Source organism: Amycolatopsis sp. YIM 10, assembly GCF_009429145.1.
GTDB lineage: Bacteria > Actinomycetota > Actinomycetes > Mycobacteriales > Pseudonocardiaceae > Amycolatopsis.
This window is the reverse complement of sequence record NZ_CP045480.1, coordinates 3,369,691-3,389,542: the sequence shown is the minus strand read 5'-3', so window position 1 is coordinate 3,389,542 and position 19,852 is coordinate 3,369,691. Positions and strand designations below refer to the sequence as shown.

17 protein-coding genes are annotated in these 19,852 nt (G+C 71.7%); 9 read left to right on the top strand and 8 right to left on the bottom strand.

Annotated elements, in window-relative coordinates; translation table 11 throughout:
* The first annotated feature begins 164 nt into the window (after window positions 1–164).
* Genes YIM_RS16565 through YIM_RS16555 form a run of 3 tightly spaced genes read left to right on the top strand, consistent with a single transcriptional unit; the run spans window position 165 to window position 3,752 of the window.
* Entirely contained in the window at window positions 165–629 is a 465-nt protein-coding gene (locus YIM_RS16565) for a (2Fe-2S)-binding protein (protein WP_153031202.1), read from the top strand.
* Window positions 616–1,584, top strand: a complete 969-nt coding sequence (locus tag YIM_RS16560) for a xanthine dehydrogenase family protein subunit M (protein WP_153031201.1) — start codon at window positions 616–618, stop codon at window positions 1,582–1,584. Before YIM_RS16565 ends, YIM_RS16560 begins: the two co-directional genes overlap by 14 nt.
* Window positions 1,584–3,752, top strand: coding sequence for a xanthine dehydrogenase family protein molybdopterin-binding subunit (locus tag YIM_RS16555; protein WP_153031200.1), 2,169 nt, complete (start codon window positions 1,584–1,586; stop codon window positions 3,750–3,752). The genes YIM_RS16560 and YIM_RS16555 overlap by 1 nt, the downstream gene beginning before the upstream one ends.
* Here the strand turns inward: YIM_RS16555 and YIM_RS16550 are convergent.
* From YIM_RS16550 to YIM_RS16535, 4 genes are read right to left on the bottom strand one after another with little or no spacing between them, the layout of a single operon-like run.
* Window positions 3,735–4,382 (bottom strand): phosphonatase-like hydrolase, encoded by a 648-nt coding sequence (locus tag YIM_RS16550; protein ID WP_153031199.1) that lies wholly within the window; start codon window positions 4,380–4,382, stop codon window positions 3,735–3,737. The genes YIM_RS16555 and YIM_RS16550 overlap by 18 nt on opposite strands.
* Window positions 4,379–5,206: a phosphonate ABC transporter, permease protein PhnE gene (gene phnE, locus YIM_RS16545; protein WP_153031198.1), complete on the bottom strand. Its 828-nt coding sequence runs from the start codon at window positions 5,204–5,206 to the stop codon at window positions 4,379–4,381. The genes YIM_RS16550 and phnE overlap by 4 nt, the downstream gene beginning before the upstream one ends.
* The gene (locus YIM_RS16540) at window positions 5,203–5,913 is read right to left on the bottom strand and encodes a phosphonate ABC transporter ATP-binding protein (RefSeq protein ID WP_153031197.1); all 711 of its coding nucleotides are present in this window, start codon (window positions 5,911–5,913) and stop codon (window positions 5,203–5,205) included. Before YIM_RS16540 ends, phnE begins: the two co-directional genes overlap by 4 nt.
* The gene (locus tag YIM_RS16535) at window positions 5,913–6,815 is read right to left on the bottom strand and encodes a phosphate/phosphite/phosphonate ABC transporter substrate-binding protein (protein WP_153031196.1); all 903 of its coding nucleotides are present in this window, start codon (window positions 6,813–6,815) and stop codon (window positions 5,913–5,915) included. Before YIM_RS16535 ends, YIM_RS16540 begins: the two co-directional genes overlap by 1 nt.
* Window positions 6,816–6,985: 170 nt before the next feature.
* Here YIM_RS16535 and YIM_RS16530 point away from each other — a divergent pair, with 170 nt between their 5' ends.
* Window positions 6,986–7,717 carry a GntR family transcriptional regulator gene (locus tag YIM_RS16530; protein ID WP_194240170.1) on the top strand — a complete coding sequence of 244 codons (732 nt, stop codon included), beginning with the start codon at window positions 6,986–6,988 and terminating at the stop codon, window positions 7,715–7,717.
* On the opposite strand, the gene YIM_RS16525 is transcribed toward YIM_RS16530, so the two are convergent.
* Window positions 7,691–8,992 carry a zinc-binding dehydrogenase gene (locus tag YIM_RS16525; RefSeq protein ID WP_228004781.1) on the bottom strand — a complete coding sequence of 434 codons (1,302 nt, stop codon included), beginning with the start codon at window positions 8,990–8,992 and terminating at the stop codon, window positions 7,691–7,693. The two genes, YIM_RS16530 and YIM_RS16525, sit on opposite strands and share 27 nt — an antisense overlap.
* Window positions 8,993–9,278: 286 nt before the next feature.
* Here YIM_RS16525 and abc-f point away from each other — a divergent pair, with 286 nt between their 5' ends.
* The 3 genes from abc-f to YIM_RS16510 all read left to right on the top strand — a co-directional run bounded on the left by abc-f (window position 9,279) and on the right by YIM_RS16510 (window position 12,995).
* Window positions 9,279–10,886 (top strand): ribosomal protection-like ABC-F family protein, encoded by a 1,608-nt coding sequence (gene abc-f, locus YIM_RS16520; RefSeq protein ID WP_153031195.1) that lies wholly within the window; start codon window positions 9,279–9,281, stop codon window positions 10,884–10,886.
* Window positions 10,883–12,472, top strand: coding sequence for an ABC-F family ATP-binding cassette domain-containing protein (locus tag YIM_RS16515; RefSeq protein WP_153031194.1), 1,590 nt, complete (start codon window positions 10,883–10,885; stop codon window positions 12,470–12,472). Before abc-f ends, YIM_RS16515 begins: the two co-directional genes overlap by 4 nt.
* A gap of 91 nt (window positions 12,473–12,563) precedes the next feature.
* A complete protein-coding gene (locus YIM_RS16510; RefSeq protein ID WP_153031193.1) occupies window positions 12,564–12,995 on the top strand; it encodes an Ohr family peroxiredoxin in 432 nt (143 codons plus the stop codon).
* On the opposite strand, the gene YIM_RS16505 is transcribed toward YIM_RS16510, so the two are convergent.
* On the bottom strand, window positions 12,992–14,023 hold the full coding sequence (locus YIM_RS16505; RefSeq protein ID WP_153031192.1) for an alpha/beta fold hydrolase: 1,032 nt from the start codon (window positions 14,021–14,023) through the stop codon (window positions 12,992–12,994). The genes YIM_RS16510 and YIM_RS16505 overlap by 4 nt on opposite strands.
* A 97-nt stretch (window positions 14,024–14,120) precedes the next feature.
* On the bottom strand, window positions 14,121–16,763 hold the full coding sequence (locus YIM_RS16500) for an AAA family ATPase (protein ID WP_153031191.1): 2,643 nt from the start codon (window positions 16,761–16,763) through the stop codon (window positions 14,121–14,123).
* A gap of 103 nt (window positions 16,764–16,866) precedes the next feature.
* On the opposite strand from YIM_RS16500, the gene YIM_RS16495 reads away from it, so the two are divergent.
* Together YIM_RS16495 and YIM_RS16490 are read left to right on the top strand one after the other, a co-directional pair.
* Window positions 16,867–17,370, top strand: coding sequence for a DUF6130 family protein (locus YIM_RS16495; RefSeq protein WP_228004780.1), 504 nt, complete (start codon window positions 16,867–16,869; stop codon window positions 17,368–17,370).
* Between the two features lie 17 nt (window positions 17,371–17,387).
* Window positions 17,388–18,890: a tannase/feruloyl esterase family alpha/beta hydrolase gene (locus YIM_RS16490; protein WP_153037034.1), complete on the top strand. Its 1,503-nt coding sequence runs from the start codon at window positions 17,388–17,390 to the stop codon at window positions 18,888–18,890.
* On the opposite strand, the gene YIM_RS16485 is transcribed toward YIM_RS16490, so the two are convergent.
* On the bottom strand, window positions 18,875–19,816 hold the full coding sequence (locus tag YIM_RS16485; RefSeq protein WP_153031190.1) for a BTAD domain-containing putative transcriptional regulator: 942 nt from the start codon (window positions 19,814–19,816) through the stop codon (window positions 18,875–18,877). The genes YIM_RS16490 and YIM_RS16485 overlap by 16 nt on opposite strands.
* Window positions 19,817–19,852 lie beyond the last annotated feature (36 nt).

Here is a 19,852-nt window from a genome sequence, read left to right as displayed (position 1 = left end):
GCCGCCGCTGAATCTAATGCACCACCCCCGGTGACCTGGAGCAACTCAAGGGTGACGAGTTCGTTGCGAAGCGGATTCTAATCCGCTAGCCTCGCGATGGAACCGGATGACTATCCGCTTCACTCCCGCTCTCCCACCACGGACGATCTGCGGAAAGAGATTCAGTGGACCTCTCCCTCCAAGTCAACGGCCGCACCGAGCAACTGAGCGTCGAGCCGGGGGTGACCCTGCTCGACGCGCTGCGTGAACGACTCGACCTCACCGGCCCGAAGAAGGGCTGCGACCGCGGTCAGTGCGGGGCCTGCACCGTGCACGTCGACGGCCGCCCCGTGCTCGCCTGCCTCACCCTGGCCGCCACCGTGCGCCGCCCGGTGACCACCGTCGAAGCACTGTCCACAGGGGACGAACTGCACCCGGTGCAGCGGGCCTTCGTCGACCAGGACGCGCTGCAGTGCGGGTTCTGCACCTCCGGCCAGGTGATGTCCGCGGTCGCCGCGGTCGAGCAGGGCGTCGACGACGTGCGCGAGTTCATGTCCGGCAACCTCTGCCGGTGCTCGGCCTATCCCAACATCGTCGCGGCCATCGAAGCGGCCCAGGAGCAGGCGAGGAGTGCCGATGCGACCGTTTGAGCTGACCGCACCCTCCACTGTGGACGACGCGCTCGGCGCGGACGGCACCTTCCTCGCCGGTGGCACCACCCTGGTCGACCTGATGAAGCTCGAGGTGCTGACCCCGCGCCGCGTACTGGACATCAACGAAATCCCGTTGCGCGGCATCGACTCCGGCGACGGCCTGCGGATCGGCGCGCTGGAGCGGATGAGCGACATCGCGGCGCATCCCGATGTCCACGCGGCATACCCGATGATCTCCCGCGCGCTGCTGCTGAGCGCGTCACAGCAGATCCGGAACATGGCCAGCATCGGCGGCAACCTGATGCAGCGCACCCGCTGCTCGTACTTCCGCGACGTCGCGATGCCGTGCAACAAGCGGAACCCCGGCAGTGGCTGCCCCGCGATCAACGGCGCCAACCGGATGCACGCCGTGCTCGGCACGAGCGACGCGTGCGTGGCGACCCACGCCAGCGACGTGGCGGTCGCGCTGGTCGCGCTGGACGCGGAACTCCGGCTGGTCAGCGACTCCGGGAGCCGGACCGTCGCACTGGCCGACTTCTACCAGCTTCCCGGTGACACCCCCGACCGTGAGCACGACCTGCGGCCGGGCGAGCTGATCACCGAGGTTGTCGTGCCGAAGCTGGACTGGGCCGCCAACTCCACCTACGTGAAGGTGCGCGACCGGCAGTCCTACGAGTTCGCGCTGTGCTCGGCCGCGGTCGCGCTGGACATCCAGGACTCCCGCATCGCCGGTGCCAGGATCGCGGCCGGCGGCGTGGGCACGGTGCCCTGGCGGCTGCCCGCGGTCGAGGCCGCGCTGGTCGGCGCACCGGTGACCACCGAGTCCTTCGAAGCGGCCGCTTCGGTGGCGGCCGACGGCGCCCGGACGCTGTCCGGGAACAAGTTCAAGCCCGCGCTGCTGCGCCGGACCATCGTCCGCGCCCTGCGTGAATTGACCGAGGGGAGCCGCTGATGACCAGCAGGCTGGACGGGCCGGCGAAGGTCACCGGCCGGGCCAAGTACGGCGTCGACCACAACCTGCCCGGCATGGCCTACGGCTATCTCGTGCTCAGCACCATCGCGCACGGCGAGATCGAGGCCATGGACGTGACCGCGGCGAAGAACGCGCCCGGTGTGCTCGCGGTGTACTCGCCGTTCGACCCGCTGGCGCTGAAGACCGCCAGCAGCCCGCTCTTCGGTGAAACCTCGGTGCCGATGCAGGACACCGAGGTCGCCTACTACGGGCAGGCGATCGGCTTCGTGGTGGCGGAGACCTTCGAGCAGGCCAGGGACGCGGCGATGCTGGTCGAGGTCAGCTACCGCGAGCGGCCCGCGCTGACCTCGCTGGAAGAGGGCCTGGCCACCGCCGAAGACGCCCCCGCGGCCAGGGACGGCGCGCCGTCATCGCTGGACATTCTCGCGGACGGCGTCGAGTCCATCGATGACGCTTTCGCGGCGAGCCCGGTGGTGGTCGAGGCCACCTACCACACCGCCACCCAGAACCATGCCGCGATGGAACCGCATTCCGCGGTCGCGTACTGGGAGCACGGTGAGCTGACCATCCACAGTGGAAACCAGGCCAGCGACCTGCAGGCCGTGGAACTGGCCAGCGCGCTGGGCCTGGAGCCCTCGTCGGTGCACGCGCTGAACCCGTACGTCGGCGGTGCCTTCGGCGGCAAGGGCCGTACCTCCGCGCCCGCCTTCCTGGCCGCGGCCGCGTCCAGGGTGCTGGACCGGCCGATCAAGGCCGCGCTGACCAGGGAGCAGGTCTTCACCGCGACGGCGGGTCGCGCCGCGACCGTGCAGAAGCTCAAGCTCGGCGCGGACAGGTCCGGCACGCTGATCGCGCTGCGCCACGACTCGTGGTGCACCACCGACCTCGATCGGTCCTTTGTGGAGCCGACCTCGCACGGCACCTCGCGCGAGTACTACGCCACGCAGAACCTGGCGCTGACCCAGAAGATCGTGCCGCTCAACGTGCCGCCGACCACCTTCATGCGCGCACCTGGCGAGGCTCCGGGGTCCTTCGCGCTGGAGAGCGCGATGGACGAACTGGCCGTCGCGCTGAACATGGATCCGATCGAACTGCGGCTGCGCAACAACTCCATCGCTCCGGCGGGCAAGGACCTGCAGTGGTCGAGCAAGCACCTCGACGAGTGCTTCCGCATCGGGGCCGAGCGGTTCGGCTGGGCGGACCGGAGCCCGCGGGGCCGCCGCGACGGTGACTGGCTCGTGGGCATGGGCGTGGCGTCCGCGTTGTTCCCCGCGCTGCGCTTCCCCGCGACGGTGGGGATCACGTTGCGGGAGGACGGCACGGCCGTGGTCGCGACCAGTGGCGCCGACCCCGGCACCGGCCTGCTGACCGTGCTTTCCCTGATCGGCGGGGAATCGCTGGACATCCCACCGGAGCGGATCGAGCCGCGGCTCGGCGACTCGTCGCTGCCCTCGGGCGGCCTGTCCGGTGGCTCGACGGCCACCGCGAGCGCCGGGACCGCGATCATGGTGGCCGCGAACAACGCGATCGACGAACTGCTGGCGCTGGCCGCGGAACCCTTCGACGGCGGGGAAGTCACCTACGCCGACGGCCGTGTGCACGGCGGTGGCCGGAGCATGACCTTCGGCGAGGTGCTGCGCGCCACCGGCCGCACCTCGCTGTCGGTGACCGGTTCGTCGGCGCCGGGCGAGGAGCTGACCAAGCACTCGTTCAGCTCGTTCGGCGCCCAGTTCTGCGAGGTCCGGGTGCACGAGTGGACGCGGGAAGCCCGCGTTTCGCGCATGCTCGGCGTGTTCGACGCCGGCCGGATCATCAACCAGAAGGCGGCCCGCAGCCAGATCGTCGGCGGCATGATCTGGGGTGTTTCGGCGGCACTGCACGAGGGACTGGAGATCGAGGGCAACGGGCGCATGGCGAACGGTGACTTCGCGAGCTACCTGCTGCCGGTGAACGCGGACATCTCCGAGGTCGACGTGCACTTCGTCGAGTACCCGGACACCCTGCACAACGCGGTGGGCGCCAGGGGACTCGGCGAGATCGGCACGGTCGGCATGGCGGCGGCGGTGGCCAACGCGATCTACAACGCCACCGGCATCCGGGCGCGCCGCCTGCCGATCACCATCGAGGACCTACTCGAGGAGCGGTAGCCGCGTCACGTCGGCCACGATGTGGGTGGGGTGCTCGGCAGCCAGTTCGGCCCTGGTCTGGGCCCCGCTGAGCACCCCGACCACCATCGCGGCACCGGCCGCGCGACCGGCCTGGATGTCCAGCGCGGTGTCCCCGGCCGCGAGCACCTCGCCGGGATCGGTGACGCCGGTGAGTTCCATCGCGCGGTGGATCATGTTCGGCAACGGGCGCCCGCCGCCCGCTTCGACCGCGCAGACCACGGCGTCGACGTCCTCACCGGCCCGCCAGCCGATCGCGTCGAGCAGCGGATCGGTGATCTGCCGGTCGAAACCGGTGGTCAGCACCACCCGCACCCCCGACTCGCGCAGGGCGGCGATCGCTTGCGGCACACCGGGAATCGGCCGCGGCGGCTGTCGCTCGTAGGCGGCCCGCAGACTGGTGACGAAGCGGCCGTGCAGTTCCTCCACGGCGCTGGGGTCACCGGTGAGCGCCGCCAGCGCTTCCCGTTTGTCCGCGCCCATCCAGCGGCGGATGTCGGCTTCGGCGGCGGGTGTGCCGTGCGCGGCGACCACGTCGGCGAGCACGCGGTACACCTGGTTGTCCTCGGCGACGGTGGTCCCGGCGATGTCGAGTGCGGCGAGCCTGATCACGAGCCACTCCCCAACCGTCGCCGGACCAGCGCGGACAACTGGTCGACCAGCACGATCAACACCAGCACAACCAGGATGTGCGTGAGCATCCGGTCGAACCGGAACAGCTTGATCGACTGGTTGATCAGGAATCCGATTCCACCGGCCCCGACCAGGCCGAGCACCAGTGACGACCGCACGTTCACGTCGAACCGGTAGAGCAGCAGGCCGAACAGTTGCGGGGTGACCAGCGGCAGCAGCGCGTGCGTGGCCACCTGCGTGCGGCTCGCGCCGGTCGAGCGGACCGCGAGCGCCGGGCCGGGATCGGCGTCCTCCAGCGCTTCGGCCCAGAGCTTGCCCATCACGCCGACGTTGTGGAACACCAGCGCCAGCACACCGGGGAACGGCCCGAGCCCGACCGCGGTGACGAAGATCAGCGCGAACACCACCTCCGGCACGGCCCGCAGGAACGACAGCAGCGAGCGCGCGGCCTGGTAGATCCAGCCGGACGGGGTGGTGCCGCGCGCCGCCAGCAGTGCCAGCACCAGCGCGAACGGCACGGACAGCGTGGTGCCGAGCAGACCGATCCACAGGGTGACCAGCGCGCCTTCGAGCGACGGGCCGAGCACCTCCCAGCTCAGGTCCGGTGGGATCGCCTCACCGAGGAAACCGGCCATGCCGTCCCAGCCCTCGGCGAGCGCGGCGGGCGAGAATTCCGTGGCGTCCCAAGCGATCACGTGCACGACGAGCAGGGCGGTGACCAGCGCACCCGCGCCGAGCAGCACCCGCGGGCGACGGGGTTTGGGCGGTACCCGCAGGCGCCGCACCGCTTCGGTGGTGGTCATGAGGTGGCCTCCAGAACGGGGTACGGGTAGAGGGAGCCGACCGGCTGGCCGGGGTCGCCGTCGAGCACCACGTGCCCGTCGCGCAGGCCGACGATCCGGTCGGCGTGCCGGGCGGCGAGGTCCGGCTGGTGCAGCACGGCCAGCACGGCGAGGCGTTCGTCGTGCGCGAGTTCGGCCAGCAGCGCCAGCACCTGTTCGGCGGCGGCCGGGTCCAAAGCGGACACCGGCTCGTCGGCGAGCAGCACCCGCGAGCGCTGGCACAACGCCCGCGCGGCGGCGACGCGCTGCTGCTGGCCGCCGGAGAGACTGCCCGCGCGGTCGTGCGCGCGATCGGCGAGGCCGACCCGGTCGAGGCACGCCATCGCCTCTTCCCGGACCGCGCGCGGGAACAACGCGGGCACCAGCGAATCACGCAACGGCAGGCGGCCGAGCGCGCCGGCGCACACGTTGTCGAGCACGCTGCGCCGCCGCACCAGGTGGATCTGCTGGAAGATCAGCGCCACGTCGAGGCGGCCGCGCTCGCGACCGGCCACGGTGACCGCGCCGGTGTGCGGGACCAGCCCGGCGGCCGCTCGCAGCAGGGTGGACTTGCCGGAGCCGTTGGCGCCCAGCACGGCCAGCAGTTCACCCTCGGCGACGGTGACCTCGGCGTCGTGCAGCACCTGGCGTTCGCCGAACCGCACGGAAATCCCGGACAGCGCGAGCATCAGGCGTCGTCCTCGGTCAGGCCGAGCTTGTCGGCCAGCTCGAACAGCGGCTGGTAGGTGGTCTGGTCGACGGGGACCAGCGGCCCCGGCGGGGAGACGTCGAGCAGCGCGCCGATCTCGCCGATCGCGGCGGGTGGCAGGCCGAGCAGGGCGTCGCGGATGGCGGTCTTGGTGACCGGGTCGAGGTCCCCGCGCACGGTGACCGGGTCGTTCGGGATCGGCGCCGACTGCCAGACCTTGCGGAAACCGGCGGGATCGAAGGTGCCCGCACCGATCGCGCTGCTTTCCTGCTGGGAGTTGATCTCCGCGGCGTCGACCTTGCCGTTGGCCAGTGCCAGCAGCGCTTCCGGATGCCCGCCCGCGTAGTCGATCCGGACGTCGGACTCGGCGACACCCGCGTCGGCCAGCGCCTGCCGGGGCAGCGCGTCACCCGAGGTGGAACCGGCCGAGGACAGCGCGAGTGAATGACCGCGCAACTGCGCGACCGTGGTGATCGGCGAGTTCGCCGGAACCCAGATCGCCGCGGTGTAGCTGGACAACTTCCCGGTCGCGTCACCGAAGGAGGCGACCGCTTCGGCCTTGGCGCGGCGGTGCGCGAACACGTAACCGAGCGGGCCGAAGATGCCGACGTCGAGCTTGCCGTTCTCCATCGCGAGCACCTCGGCCGAGTAGTCCTCGGTGACGGTCAGCTCGACCGGGCAGGACAACGCGCTCGACAGCGAGTCGGCCAGCACCTTGGCGGCCGGGGTGAGCCGGGCGGGGTCTTCGAACGGCTCGACGCCGAACCGGATGCGACCGTCCGGACAGGACGGTGTGGCGGACGAGGTCTCCGGTGCGCCACAGGCGGTGGCCACCAGGCTGAGGCAGGTGAGCGCGACGAGCGCTCCGCGACGGACGAACACAGCGGGCTCCAGGGGGATCTGCTCGGGGGTGTGCCCCGACCGTCGCAGGCGCGCTCTACCGCGGTCAACGACATGTATTGACAAGTCATGCAGTGTTCACCTGCGGATTTCCCGGAGTACCCGGAGTTGCTGGATGCACTTGTCCAGTCATGCTGGGTAAGCTGGCGATCATGGCTCCCCTGCACCGGACCCTCGCCGCCGAACTTCGCCGCCGCATCCGCGAAGGGGAGCTGGCCGTCGGGGATTCGCTGCCCTCGGAAGCGCAGCTGTGCCTGGAGTTCGGCGCTTCACGCGGCCCGGTCCGGCAGGCGCTGTCGGCGTTGCGCGAGGAAGGGCTGATCGGCGGCGGGCAGGGCAAGCGAGCCGTGGTGCTGGACGCCGTGCCCGCGCAGCCGTTCGAGACCTTCCTGTCGTTCACTCGCCGGGCCGAGCTGACCGGGCACGTGCCGGGACAGCGGCTGCACGAGATCGCCCTGCGCCGCCCGGAACCGGCCATCGCCGCCGCACTCGGCGTCGAGCCGGAAACCCATGTGGTGCAACTGATCCGGCTGCGCCTGCTGGACGGCCGCCCGGCCATGCTGGAGCGGATGAACTACACCGAGCCGGTCGGGCGCCCGCTGCTGGAGGCCGATCTGAACGCGGGCTCGATCTACGCGCTGCTGCTCGCACGCGGGGTCGATCTGCACAGCGCGCGGCACACCTTCGACGCGGTGGCCGCCGACGCGCTCGACGCGGAACTGCTCGAAGTCCCCGAAGGCGCGCCGCTGCTGCGCGAGCGGCGGATGACCGCGGACTCCGCCGGAACTCCGCTGGAATGGTCGGAAGATCGCTACCGCCCGGATCTCGCGACGGTCACCGTCACCAACACGCGCAGCTCACGCCCCACGGCCAACCGGCGCTGAGGGCACAACAGCCTGGCGCGCGGCCTCTCCGGTGCGTGCGGCGGCGAAGGCGGCGTCGAGCTGGTCGAGTCCGTACCGGCCTTGCACGAGTTCGGCGAAGGGGTGTTCGCGGTGGTGCTCGGCCAGGAAGTCGACCGCGGTTTTTAAGTCGCCGGGCCGGTAGTTGTGCACCCCGGTGATCGTGTGCAGCCCACGCACCAGACGCTCGGGCTCGATGGGGATGGCGGGGCCGGGGAACACCGAACCGGCGAGCACGGCGGTTCCCCCGACCGCCAACATGTCCAGACAAGTGGTGACGGCCTGGGGCGCGCCGGACAGCTCGACCGCCACCTCGAATTCGCCGGTGGGCTTTTCCGTGGCTTCGGCGGCACCGAACCGCAGCGCCCGGTCGCGGCGGTCCCGGTGCGGGTCGACAGCCACGACGTGTGCCCCTTTTCGGGCGGCCATCGCGACGGCTGTCACGCCGAGCATGCCCGCCCCGGTGACCAGCACCCGTGCCCCACGGAGGTCTCCGGCCTCGCGCAACGCGGCGGCGACCGTGGCCGTCGCGCAGGACGCCGGTGCGGCCACGACGTCGGGAATCCCTTCGGGCACCTCGACGATCGTGGTGCCGGGGACAAGCAGGCAGTGAGAGGCGAAACCGCCGGTCAACGGCCGCTCGGGGACCAGCTCCTGGTGCCCGTACTTGGTCAGGTGACGGCACTTCTGAGGCAGGTCCCGGACACAGCGGTCGCAGTCGCCACACGAGGCGGCGACCGACCAGACCACGCGGGCGCCTTCCGTGAGCGGTGTCCCGCCGAGCAGCCGGGGTGCCGGATCGCCGACCGCGAGCACCGTGCCGACCTGCTCGTGGCCGAGCACGCCGGGCACCGGTGCGGGACGCGCGCCGGACACGGTGTGCACGTCGCTGCCGCAGACCGTCGCGAGGTCCACCCGGACCAGCGCTTCGCCTGGCCCCGGTTCGGCGGGCACCTCGGCGTCGACGAGGGCGAACGGCCGGCCCGCGCCGTCCCAGCGGACGTAGCGGACGGTGGTGGCGGGAATGAGCGAGGTGGTCACCCGGGCACCCTCGCACCGGAGGATGTATATACAAGCTCGGTCAGGTTGACCCGCGGTTACGCCTGAATGGCCACGAAGGTGGCGTTCGGGGCGGGGCATGACCTCGTCGTGGACGAGCCGCAACTGGTCTCGCATGGACGCGACGCCCGGCAGGTCCAACCCGGAGAAGGCCTTCACCAGCGCGGCGTCGGCGATGGCCAGGATCAGGTGGTTCACCCCTGAGTGCGCGCTGCCCCACGCGGCCGCGGGGGCGCGTGGGCCGACCGCGACGGCCTGCCCTGGTGCATCCGGACCGTCTGAATTTGCTATGGTCGAAGTGAGTCCCGAGATCCAGGAGCGTTGACGTGGCAGGTGAAGACGACATCTCCGGGTGAGCCCGGAGCTGCCAGGCCGTCGGCAGGCTGAACCCAGCCTTCGCCGTGTGGCTGTGCTGGCCATCTTGTCGTCCACCGCACTCTTTTCCGGGGTAGCTCACCCCGCCACACCTTCCTGAGGTCTCGACATGTCCGACGCCGCTGTCGTCTGCACCAACCTGTCCTTCTCCTGGCCCGACGACACTCCCGTCTTCGACCAGCTCTCCTTCTCCCTGCCCGGCGGGCGCACCGGGCTGGTCGCCCCGAACGGCGCCGGGAAGTCCACTTTGCTCAAGCTCGTCGCCGGTGTGCTGAAGCCCGCGTCGGGCTCGGTCTCGGTGGACGGTGTGCTCGGCTATCTCCCGCAGGACCTGCCGCTGACGCGGGACCTGAGCGTGGCCGAGGTGCTGGGGATCGCCCCGGTGCTGCGCGCGCTGGAGGCCATCGAATCCGGGGACACCGGCGAAGAGCACTTCACCACCATCGGCACCGACTGGGACGTCGAGGAGCGCACCCGCGCCCAGCTGGCCCGGCTCGGCCTCGGCGAACTCGCGCTCGACCGCCGACTGGACACGTTGAGCGGTGGGCAGATCGTCTCGCTCGGGCTGGCCGCCCAGTTGCTCAAGCGGCCCGATGTGCTGTTGCTCGACGAACCCACCAACAACCTCGATGTCGAAGCACGCCACAAGCTCTACGAAGTGCTCGCGGACTGGCACGGTTGCCTGCTGGTGGTCAGCCACGACCGCGAGCTGCTCGACCGCATGGACCGCATCGCCGAACTCGACCGCGGGGAAATCCGGTTCTACGGCGGCAACTTCACCGAATACGAGCAGGCGGTGCAGGCCGCGCGCGAGGTCGCCGAGAAGAACATCCGCAACGCCGAGCAGGAGGTCAAGCGCGAGAAGCGCGAGATGCAGCAGGCGCGCGAGCGGGCCGCGCGCCGGGCCAGCAACGCCTCGCGCAACCTCGGCAACGCCGGGCTGCCGAAGATCTTCGCCGGGACCATGAAGCGCAACGCGCAGGAGTCGGCTGCCAAGGCCGACGGCACGCACGGCGCCCGGCTCGATGCGGCCAAGGCCAAACTGGACCAGGCCGAGCGTTCCCTGCGCGAGGACCAGAAGATCGCCCTGCAGTTGCCGCGGACCGCGGTGCCCGCCGGGCGCACGCTGTTCCTCGGTGAAGGGCTCACCGTGCGCGAGCTGTTCGCCGGTGACGGGGTCGACCTGGCGATCCGGGGTCCCGAGCGGATCGCGCTGACCGGCGCGAACGGCAGTGGGAAGTCCACCCTGCTGCGGATCGTGCAGGGTGAACTCGAACCGGACGGCGGGCGGGTACGCCGGTCCGACGGCCGGATCGCCTACCTGTCACAGCGGCTCGACCTGCTCGACCCCGACCGCACGGTGGCCGAGAACCTCGCGGACGCCGCGCCCGCCATGCTGCCCGCCGACCGGATGAACCTGCTGGCGCGCTTCCTGTTCCGCGGCCAGCGCACACAGCTGCCGGTGGGCGTGCTCTCCGGTGGCGAGCGGCTGCGCGCCACGCTGGCCTGCGTGCTGTTCGCCGAACCGGCGCCGCAGTTGCTGTTGCTCGACGAGCCGACCAACAATCTCGACCTGGTCAGCGCCGGGCAGCTGGAAAGCGCGCTCAACGCCTACCAGGGCGCGTTCGTGGTGGTCAGCCACGACGAGCGCTTCCTGGCGAACATCGGGATACAACGCAGGCTGCGGCTGGAAGGCGGACGGCTGGCCGAAGCGTGAGCGCCGCGCCTCTGGTGGCCCGCGAACTCGTCCGCGGCTTCGGCGGGCGCCGCGTGCTCGACGGCGTTTCGCTCACCGCGGCTCCCGGGCACCGGATCGGGTTGATCGGCGAGAACGGGGCCGGGAAGTCCACCCTGCTGCGCCTGCTGTCCGGAGTGGACGAGCCGGAGCGCGGTACGGTGGTCCGCCCACCGGATCTCGGTTACCTGCACCAGGAAATGCCCTTCGACGGCAGGGCGACGGTCGCCGAGGTACTCGATGACGCACTCGCCGACGCCCGCGCGACACTGTCCCGTTTGGACGAACTGAGTGCCGCGCTCGATGATGACGACCGGCTCGACGAGTACGCGGAACTGCTGGAGTACGCCCAGCGGCACGACGTCTGGGACGCCGACCGGCGCGCCGAAATCGTGCTGGCCGGGCTCGGGCTGGGCGCGGTCGAGCACCATCGCACGCTCGCATCGCTTTCCGGTGGGCAGCGCGGACGGCTCGCGCTGGCCGCGTTGCTGGTGCGCCGCCCGTCCGCGCTGGTGCTCGACGAGCCGACGAACCACCTCGACGACGAGGCGGCGGCATACCTGGAGGAGCAGTTGCGCGGTCTGCCGGGCACGGTGGTCGTGGCCAGCCACGACCGGGCTTTCCTCGACGCGGTGTGCACCGACCTGCTCGACCTCGACCCGGCGGTGGACGGCCCGACGCGGTTCGGCGGCAACTACAGCGCCTACCTGGCCGAGAAGCACGCGGAACGGCAGCGCTGGGAGCGCCGCTTCGCCGAGGAGCAGGAGGAAATCGCCGAGCTGCGCGACGCGCTCGGTCTGACCACGCACCAGGTCGCGCACAACAGCGTCAAGCGGGACAACGAGAAGATGGGCTACGGCCACACGGCGGGCCGGGTGCAGAACCAGATCTCGCGCCGGGTGCGCAACACCACCCGCAGGCTCGAAGAACTGGATCGGCGGCGGGTTCCGCCACCTCCGCCGCCACTGCGGTTCCAACCCGGCGCACTGGCCGAGCAGGCGCCGGGCGAGGTGCTGGTGGCGTTGCGCGAGGTGCACCTGCCCGGACGGCTCACCATCGACCGGCTCGACGTGACGGCCACCGAACGGCTGCTCGTCACCGGGGCCAACGGTGCCGGTAAGTCGACACTGCTGGGTGTGCTGGCCGGTCACGCCGAAGCGGCCGGGATCCGTCGACAGGACGGGCTGCGGATCGGGTTGCTGAGCCAGGACACCGAATTCGACCGGCCCCACCTCAGCGCGCGGGCGATCTACGCCTCCGTGCTCGGCCAGGAGCGTGCCGCCGCCGTTCCACTGCTTTCCCTTGGCCTGTTGGGAAGGCGGGACCTCGGCAAGCCCGTCGCCGACCTTTCGGCCGGGCAGCGGCGGCGGCTCGCGCTGGCGCTGCTGGTCGCCGAGCAGCCCCAGCTGTTGCTGCTCGACGAGCCGACGAACCACCTCTCCCCCACGCTGTGCGACGAACTGGAGGACGCGCTGGGCAGTGGTCCCGGCGCGATCGTGGTGGCCAGCCACGACCGGTGGCTGCGCTCGCGCTGGCGCGGGAAAACCCTCCGGCTCGGCGACCGATGACGTACGCACGTGACGTCGTCCGACGGTCGCGGAGGTGGTTCACCCGGTCCTAGCGTTTTCCCGCAATCACCACAGCGATAAGGAAAACGCGATGTCTGAAATCACCTACACCGCCGTCGCCACCTCCACCGCGGAGGGCCGCAACGGCGGCCGCGCAACCTCCGACGACGGCGCGCTCGACGTCACCCTCGCCGTGCCCGCGGCGTTCGGTGGTGCCGGGGGCGGCACGAACCCGGAGCAGTTGTTCGCCGCGGGCTGGGCGTCCTGCTTCGTCGGAGCCGTGCGCCGGGTGGCGACCGCGAAGCAGGTGCGGCCCGGTGACCTCGCCGTCGTCGCGGAGGTCACCCTCCACCACGACACCGAGGCGAACGAGTTCAAGCTGAGCGCCGCTCTGCACCTGGAGGCCTCGGGAATCGACCAGGCCACCGCCGACGAACTGGTCCACGGCGCGCACCAGATCTGCCCGTACTCGAAGGCGACCAGGGGCAACGTCGAAGTTTCCCTCGACGCCACCGTTGCCTAGAGTCGATCTGCGTCCACGATGGCCTTGGTGAAGGGTTCGGGGGCCTCCTGCGGCACGTTGTGCCCGATCCCGGCGAAGATCCGGTGTTCGTACTTGCCGGTGAACTTGCCGCGGTAGGCCTTTCCGTCCGCCGCCGCGCCGTCGAAGTCGCTGCCGATCGTGATGGTGGGCACGGCGATCGACGGCGAGGTGGCGAGTTTCTGCTCGTAGGCGTCGTACCGCGCTTCGCCCTGCGCCAGTCCGAGGCGCCAGCGGTAGTTGTGGATGACGATGTCGACGTGGTCCGGGTTGTCGAAGGCCGCCGCGCTCCGGTCGTAGGTGGCGTCGTCGAACGTCCACTGTGGAGAAGCCTTCTGCCAGATCAGTTTGTTGAACTCCCGGGTGTTCCGGCGGTAGCCGAGCACGCCCCGTTCGGTGGCGAAGTAGTACTGGTACCACCAGCCCAGCTCGGCCGCGGGCGGCAGCGGCTGCTTATTCGCCTGGAGATTGGTGATGATGTAGCCGCTCACCGAGACGAGCGCCTTGCACCGCTCCGGCCACAACGCGGCGATGATGGCCACCGTGCGCGCACCCCAGTCGAAGCCGCCGAGCACGGCCTTGCCGATGCCGAGCGCGTCCATGAAGGCGACCACGTCGGCGGCGATGGCCGACTGCTGTCCATTGCGGACGGTGTCGGCGGACAGGAACGCGGTCGCGCCGTACCCGCGCAGGAACGGGATGAGCACCCGGTACCCCTGCGCGGCGAGCAGCGGCGCGACGTCGGCGTAGCTGTGCCCGTCGTACGGCCAGCCGTGCACCAGCACCACCGGCTGCCCGGTGGACGGCCCGAACTCGGCGTACGCCGTGCTGAGCACCCCGGCGGCGACCTGCTTGATCGGGCCGAGCGAGGTGTTCCTCCCCTCGCCCGCCCGCAGGTCCGGCCCCGGCGCGGCGGCGGGCGTCTCCGGCGAGCACGCGGCCAGCGAACCGGCCGCCACCCCGGCCGCGCCCGCGGCCAGCACCTGGGTGAATCGTCGCCTGCTGATCATCTGGAACTCCCTGCGCGATCGTCGTAACGGAAACGAACGCGACGTTAGGCAGCCGGCGTGACCCGCCGCGACCGTCAGGTGACGCTGTCGGCGTACGTCACCGCTGTCCGAGCGCCTGCGCCAGCTCGGTGCGGGAGTTCACCCCGAGCTTGGGGAAGATCCGCTGCAGGTGCGTGCCGACGGTCCGGTGCGACAGGTACAGCTGCTGCCCGATCTCCCGGTTCGTCAGCCCGGTGGCCGCCAGCTGGGCGATGCTCAGCTCGTGCGGGGTCAGCCGTTCGCGCGCGTCCGGGTCCCGGTTCGGGCTGGACTCCCCCGCGCTGCGCAACTCCCGCCGGGCGCGCTCGCTCCAGGCCGCCATGCCCAGCGCGTCGAAGGTCTCCCTGGCCGTGCGCAGGTGCGCGCGGGATTCCACGACCCGCCGCTGCCGCCGCAGCCACTCGCCGAAGGCCAGGTGCAGGCGGCCGCGTTCGGCCGGCCAGTCGACCAGCTCCGCGCGCAACGCCGTGGTGAAGGCGTCTTCGGTGGATTCGAGCACGGCGTGCGCGTACCGCAGGCCGATGTCCAGCGCCGGTGAGGTTCCGGCGAAGGGCGCCAAGGTGCGCAGGATGTCCCGCATCGCGTCGGTCTGTCCGGATCGGACGGCCGCATCGGTGAGTTCGGGCAGGAAGTACGCGCGCAACGCCGGCTGGTGGGCGGGATCCGCCGGGTCGAGCACCCGGCTCAGCTGCGCGAACGCGTCTTCGAACCGGCCTTCGCTCAGCGCCAGGATGCCGCGCGCGAGCTGGACGGTGGCCAGGACCGGGCGCGCGCCCGCGGCCAGCCCCGCCCGCTCGGCTTCGTCCGCCAGCTTCCCGGCCTGTTCGTGCTCACCGCGCAGCGCGGCGATCTCCGCCTGCACGGCCTTGGCCAGTCCGCCCATGAACGGCTGGCCGGTCTCCTGCGCGAGCTTGACCGCCTCCGCCGCGATCGGTGCCGCGGTGATGAGGTCCCCGAGCCGCGCCCGGCTCCACGCCTGCACGGCCAGCGCGCGCGTCAGCAGACCGAGCCGCCCCTGCGCGCGCAGGCCCGGCGCCGCGGCCGCGGAAAAGCGCGCGGCCAGGTCGAACGCGCCGATCTGCAGCGCCGCGCTGCCCAGGAACCGCTGGGTTTCCGGATCCGCGACGGCCGCCGCGCGCAGTCCGCTCAGCACCACCCCGGCCCGGTCGAACGGCGCGACGTACGCGGCGATCGCGACCTTGCGCGGATCGTCGTCGGCGAGGGGCAGCCGGTCCAGCACGGTCAGCAGCGTGCGACGCGCGGCCTCCCCCGGTTCCGCCCAGAAGCAGCGCATCGCGGCGCCCCACAGGATTCGCGACGCGGCGTCCGGATCGGTGACCGAACCGGCCAGCTCGGCCAGCTCCCCGATGCGCGAGCTGTCCTCGCGAACGCCGTCGTCGAAGATGCTCGGCAACCAGCTGGCCGTGGCCCGTTGCGGTGGCGAGAGATCGAGAGTCCGCGCCTCGCGCACCAGCCGGTCGGCGGTGTCGCGGCGGCCGGACTCGGCGGCGAGTTCGGCGGCGCGCAGCAACCGGTCCGCCTTGGTGCCCTGCCGTTCGCTGAGCTGTGCCGCCCGTTCCAGCGTGGTGATCGCGGCCGCGACCCCGCCTCGCTCCAGTGCCCGCTCGGCGACGCCGGTCAGCTCTTCGGCCACGTCCTCGTCGAGTCCGGCGGTCGCGGCGGCCCGGTGCCAGGCACTCCGGTCGGGCTGGTCTGTCTCGGCCAGTGCGAGGTGCGCGCGCCGCTGGTCGGTGAGCGACGACGCGGCCGGGATGGCCGACCGCATCAGTGGGTGCCGGAAGGTCACCGTCCCCGGCCCGAGGTCGATCAACCGGGCGTTCACCGCGGGCGTGAAGAGGTCCAGATCGGCGGCGCCGAGCACACGTCCGGTGGCGGCGAGCACCTCGGCCGCCGAGTCGCTCTGGTTGAGCGCGGCGATCAGCAACGCGGTACGGGTTTCCTCCGGCAGGCCGGACACCCGGGCAGCGAACGCGCGACGCAGCCGGTCGGTCAGCGGCAGCACCGGGTCAAGGCGGTCGAGCGCGCCGGGCAGTTCGGTGAGGGCCAGCGGGTTCCCGGCGGCCTCGGCCAGCAGCCGCTCCCGTGCCTCCGGTTCGAGGCCGAAGGCGGTCGAGTCGAGCAGTTCGGCGGCGCTCTCACCGGACAGGCGCTCGAGCGGCATCACGTGCAGCCCGGCGTCCTGGAGCGGCCCGCCTTCGCGGGTGGCCGCGAGCAGCACCATCGGCTCGGCTTCGATCCGGCGGGCCACGAACGCGAGCACGTCCACACTGGCCTGGTCGAGCCAGTGCACGTCCTCGGCGACAACCAGCAGCGGAGCCAGCTCGGCCAGCAGGGTCAGCGTGGCCAGGCCGACCAGGTACGGACTCGGCTCGGCGGCCTCGGCGAGACCGAGCGCGCACCGCAGGGCGTCGCGCTGGGCGGGCGGCAGTTCGTCCACGCCCGCGCGGACCGGGTACAGCAGCTGGTGCAGTCCGGCATAGGCGAAGTCCTGTTCGGCCTCCACCCCGGTCGCCTTCAGCACGCGCACCCCGGCGACCGAAGCCAGCGCGACCGCCTCGGCGAGCAACGCCGACTTCCCGATCCCCGCCTCGCCGACGAGCAACGCGCCACTGCGGCTGCCGGGCTCGTCGATCAGCTCGGACAGCACCTTCAGCTCGGGCTCGCGGCCGAACAGCGGCATGGACTCCTCCTCGATCTTCGACAGTACTTCCCCGCGGGTGACGTACGCCGATGACGTCGTCCGACCGACGCGGGGACCGTCGCCGCCGACCTAGCTTGACCACGTGCCCCTTTCCGCGAACGTGTTCCGTGTCCTGGCCTCCGCCTCCGTTCTCGCACTGGCGACCGCGTGCTCGACCGAAGCCGCCCCGACTGCCCCGGCGCCTCCGGCGGCCGCGGCTGCCCCGACCGCTCCGGCGCCCGTCGCGCTGGGCGAGCCGACCTGGCCGCCCGCTCCGGTGGTGCCGCTGCCCTCCCAGCCCGCGCCCGCGCTGATCACCGACGCGCCCCTGCCCGAGCAACTGGCCAAGGGCCTGGCGGTCATCCGGTACCGGGCGGAGAACCTGCGGATCGTGCCGGTCTACGGCCCCGCCGCGCTGGACGTCTCCCCTCGGATCGGCCACATCCACGTGACCGTCGACGGCGCACCGTGGCACTGGGCCGACGGCAGCGGGGAGCCGCTGATCCTCCAGGGCCTGCCGTCCGGCCCGCACCAGGTGCGCATCGATCTGGCCGATCCGACGCACATGGTCCTGGACAGCAAGACCGTCGAATTCACCATCCCGTGAATCCCGTGAAGGAACCCATGAAACGCCTGGCCGTACTGCTCATGGCGGCGATCCCGATCGCCGCGCTCCTCTCGTTCGGCTCGTTCGGCGCGAGCGCCGCCCCGCTCGGCTGCACCGCGCCCGCCGTCTCCGCGCCGCCGGGCGCGCGGATCGAATCGGTCGACGCGGCTCGCGTCGCGGATCCGGCCCACTGCCTGGTCACGGTCACGCTGACCCACGACGGCGGCGACCACGTCAAGGTGGCCGTCGCGCTCCCGGAAAGCGGCTGGACGGGCCGGCTCCAGGCGGTCGGCGGCAGCGCCTACGCCGCCGGTGACTTCGGTGCCCCGCTGGCGCAGGCGGTCCGTGACGGTTATGCCGGAGTGACCACCGACGCGGGCGTTTCCGCCGATCCGCTCAACACCAGCTGGGCGTTGAAGCCGGACGGCGAGCTGAACACCACGCTGCTGACCAACTTCGCCACCCGGTCGGTGCACGAATCGGCGGTCATCGGCAAGGAGGTGACGCGGAACTTCTACCGGCAGCCGATCACCTACTCGTACTGGAACGGCTGCTCGACCGGCGGGCGGCAGGGTTACGCCGAGGCCCAGCACCACCCCGGTGACTTCGACGGCGTGCTCGCCGTGGCGCCGGCCGTCCACTGGGGACAGTTCGCGGTGGCCACGCTCTGGCCGCACGTGGTGATGAACCAGGAGCACCACAGCCCCGGCCCGTGCGTGCTGAACGCGTTCCGCGAGGCGGCGATCAAGGCGTGCGACCCGCGTGACGGCGTGGTCAACGGCATCGTCGACCAGCCGGACCAGTGCGGGTACGACCCGCGGCAACTGGTCGGCACCAAGGTTCTCTGCGACGGCGAAGAGGTCACCGTGACCGCCGCCGACGCCGACGTCGTCCGCAAGATCTGGGCTGGACCGGTGGACGAACACGGCCGGAAGTTGTGGGCGGGCCTGCCCAAGGGCGCCGACTTCACCTGGCTCACCGGCCCGACCGGCTTCCCGGTGGCGGCGGCCTGGGTGAAGGACTTCGTGAAGAAGCAGCCCGGCTTCGACACCTCGACGATCACCTACCCCCAGTTCGCCGAGCTGTTCCGGCAGTCGGTGCGGGAGTTCGACGACGTCATCGGCACCGCGGACCCGGACCTCTCGGACTTCCGGCGCTCCGGCGGCAAGCTGCTCAGCTGGGTCGGCGCGGACGACCAGCTGATCCCGCCGGACGGCGTGGTGCGCTACCGCGAGGCCGTCGAACGGAAGCTGGGCGGCGCCCACCGCGTCGACGAGTTCTACCGCCTGTTCTTCGCGCCGGGTGTGGAGCACTGCTTCGGCGGCGTGGGCCCGGCCCCGAAGGATCCGCTCGGGGCGCTGGTGAACTGGGTCGAGCACGACAAGGCACCGGACGTCCTGCGGGCCGAGAAGGTCGAAGGCGACCGGATCGTGACGCGCGACCTGTGCCGCTACCCGCGGGTGTCCCGCTACACCGGCCACGGCGATCCCGCGCAGGCGGCGAACTACCGGTGCCGCTGAAGCGTGACGTCGTCACCTCGTAGGACCGCCTGGTGGACGCGGCCCGCCAGGTCGCTCGGCTCCACGCCGAGGTCGTCCACCAGGCGGCGGCGCAGGCGCTGGAACACCCCGAGTGCGTCGGCCCGGCGTCCGCTGCCGTAGAGCGCGCGCATCAGCAGTGCGGCCAGCGGCTCGCTGTGCGGGTGCTCCGAGGTCAGGGCGGACAGTTCGCCGATGGCCTCGGGGTACCGGCCCAGCCGCACCAGGCATTCCAGTTTTCCCTGCGACAAGGCGATCCGGCGCTCGGTCAGGCGCCGCCGCTCCCCTTCGGCGAAGGGGCCGGGCAGCCCGGCCAGTGGCTCACCGCGGAACAACGCCAGCGCGCTTTCGTACTTGTCGATCGCGGCGACCAGGTCCCCGCCGCGCCGGACTTCGGCCGCCTCGGCGGCGAGTTCCGCCAGGCGCGCCGAGTCGACCTGGACCGCGGCACCGGCGAACCGGTAGCCGCCCCGGTCCCGGCCGATCACCGCGTCCGGCGACTCGTCCCCGGCCTGCAGGCACCGGCGCAGCCGGTAGACGTAGACCGGCACCACCTTCGCGGCCGGGGGTTCCAGCCCCCACACCGCGTCGAGCAGCTCGGCGCGGCTGACCGTGACGTCCGGCCGCAACGCCATCGCGGCCAGCAACGCCTGCTGCCGCACCGGTCCCAGGTCCACCGGATCCGCGCCGCGCCAGGCCCGCAGCGGGCCGAGCACCGACAGCCGCAGTGGCGCGGCCCTGGTTTCCTCGTCCAGCCCCAGCCTGGCCACGATCCGGCCGAGGTCGTTCCGCACGGCGACCTCGGCGATGGACAACTCGACCGCGATCTCCGCGGCGGACAGGCCACGCCCGACCGCCCGCAACACGCCCCGTTCCCTCGGAGTCAGCAACTCCCGCGTCAGCGTCATGACCCCGATCGTGGCGTTCCGGCTGGTCACCAACCA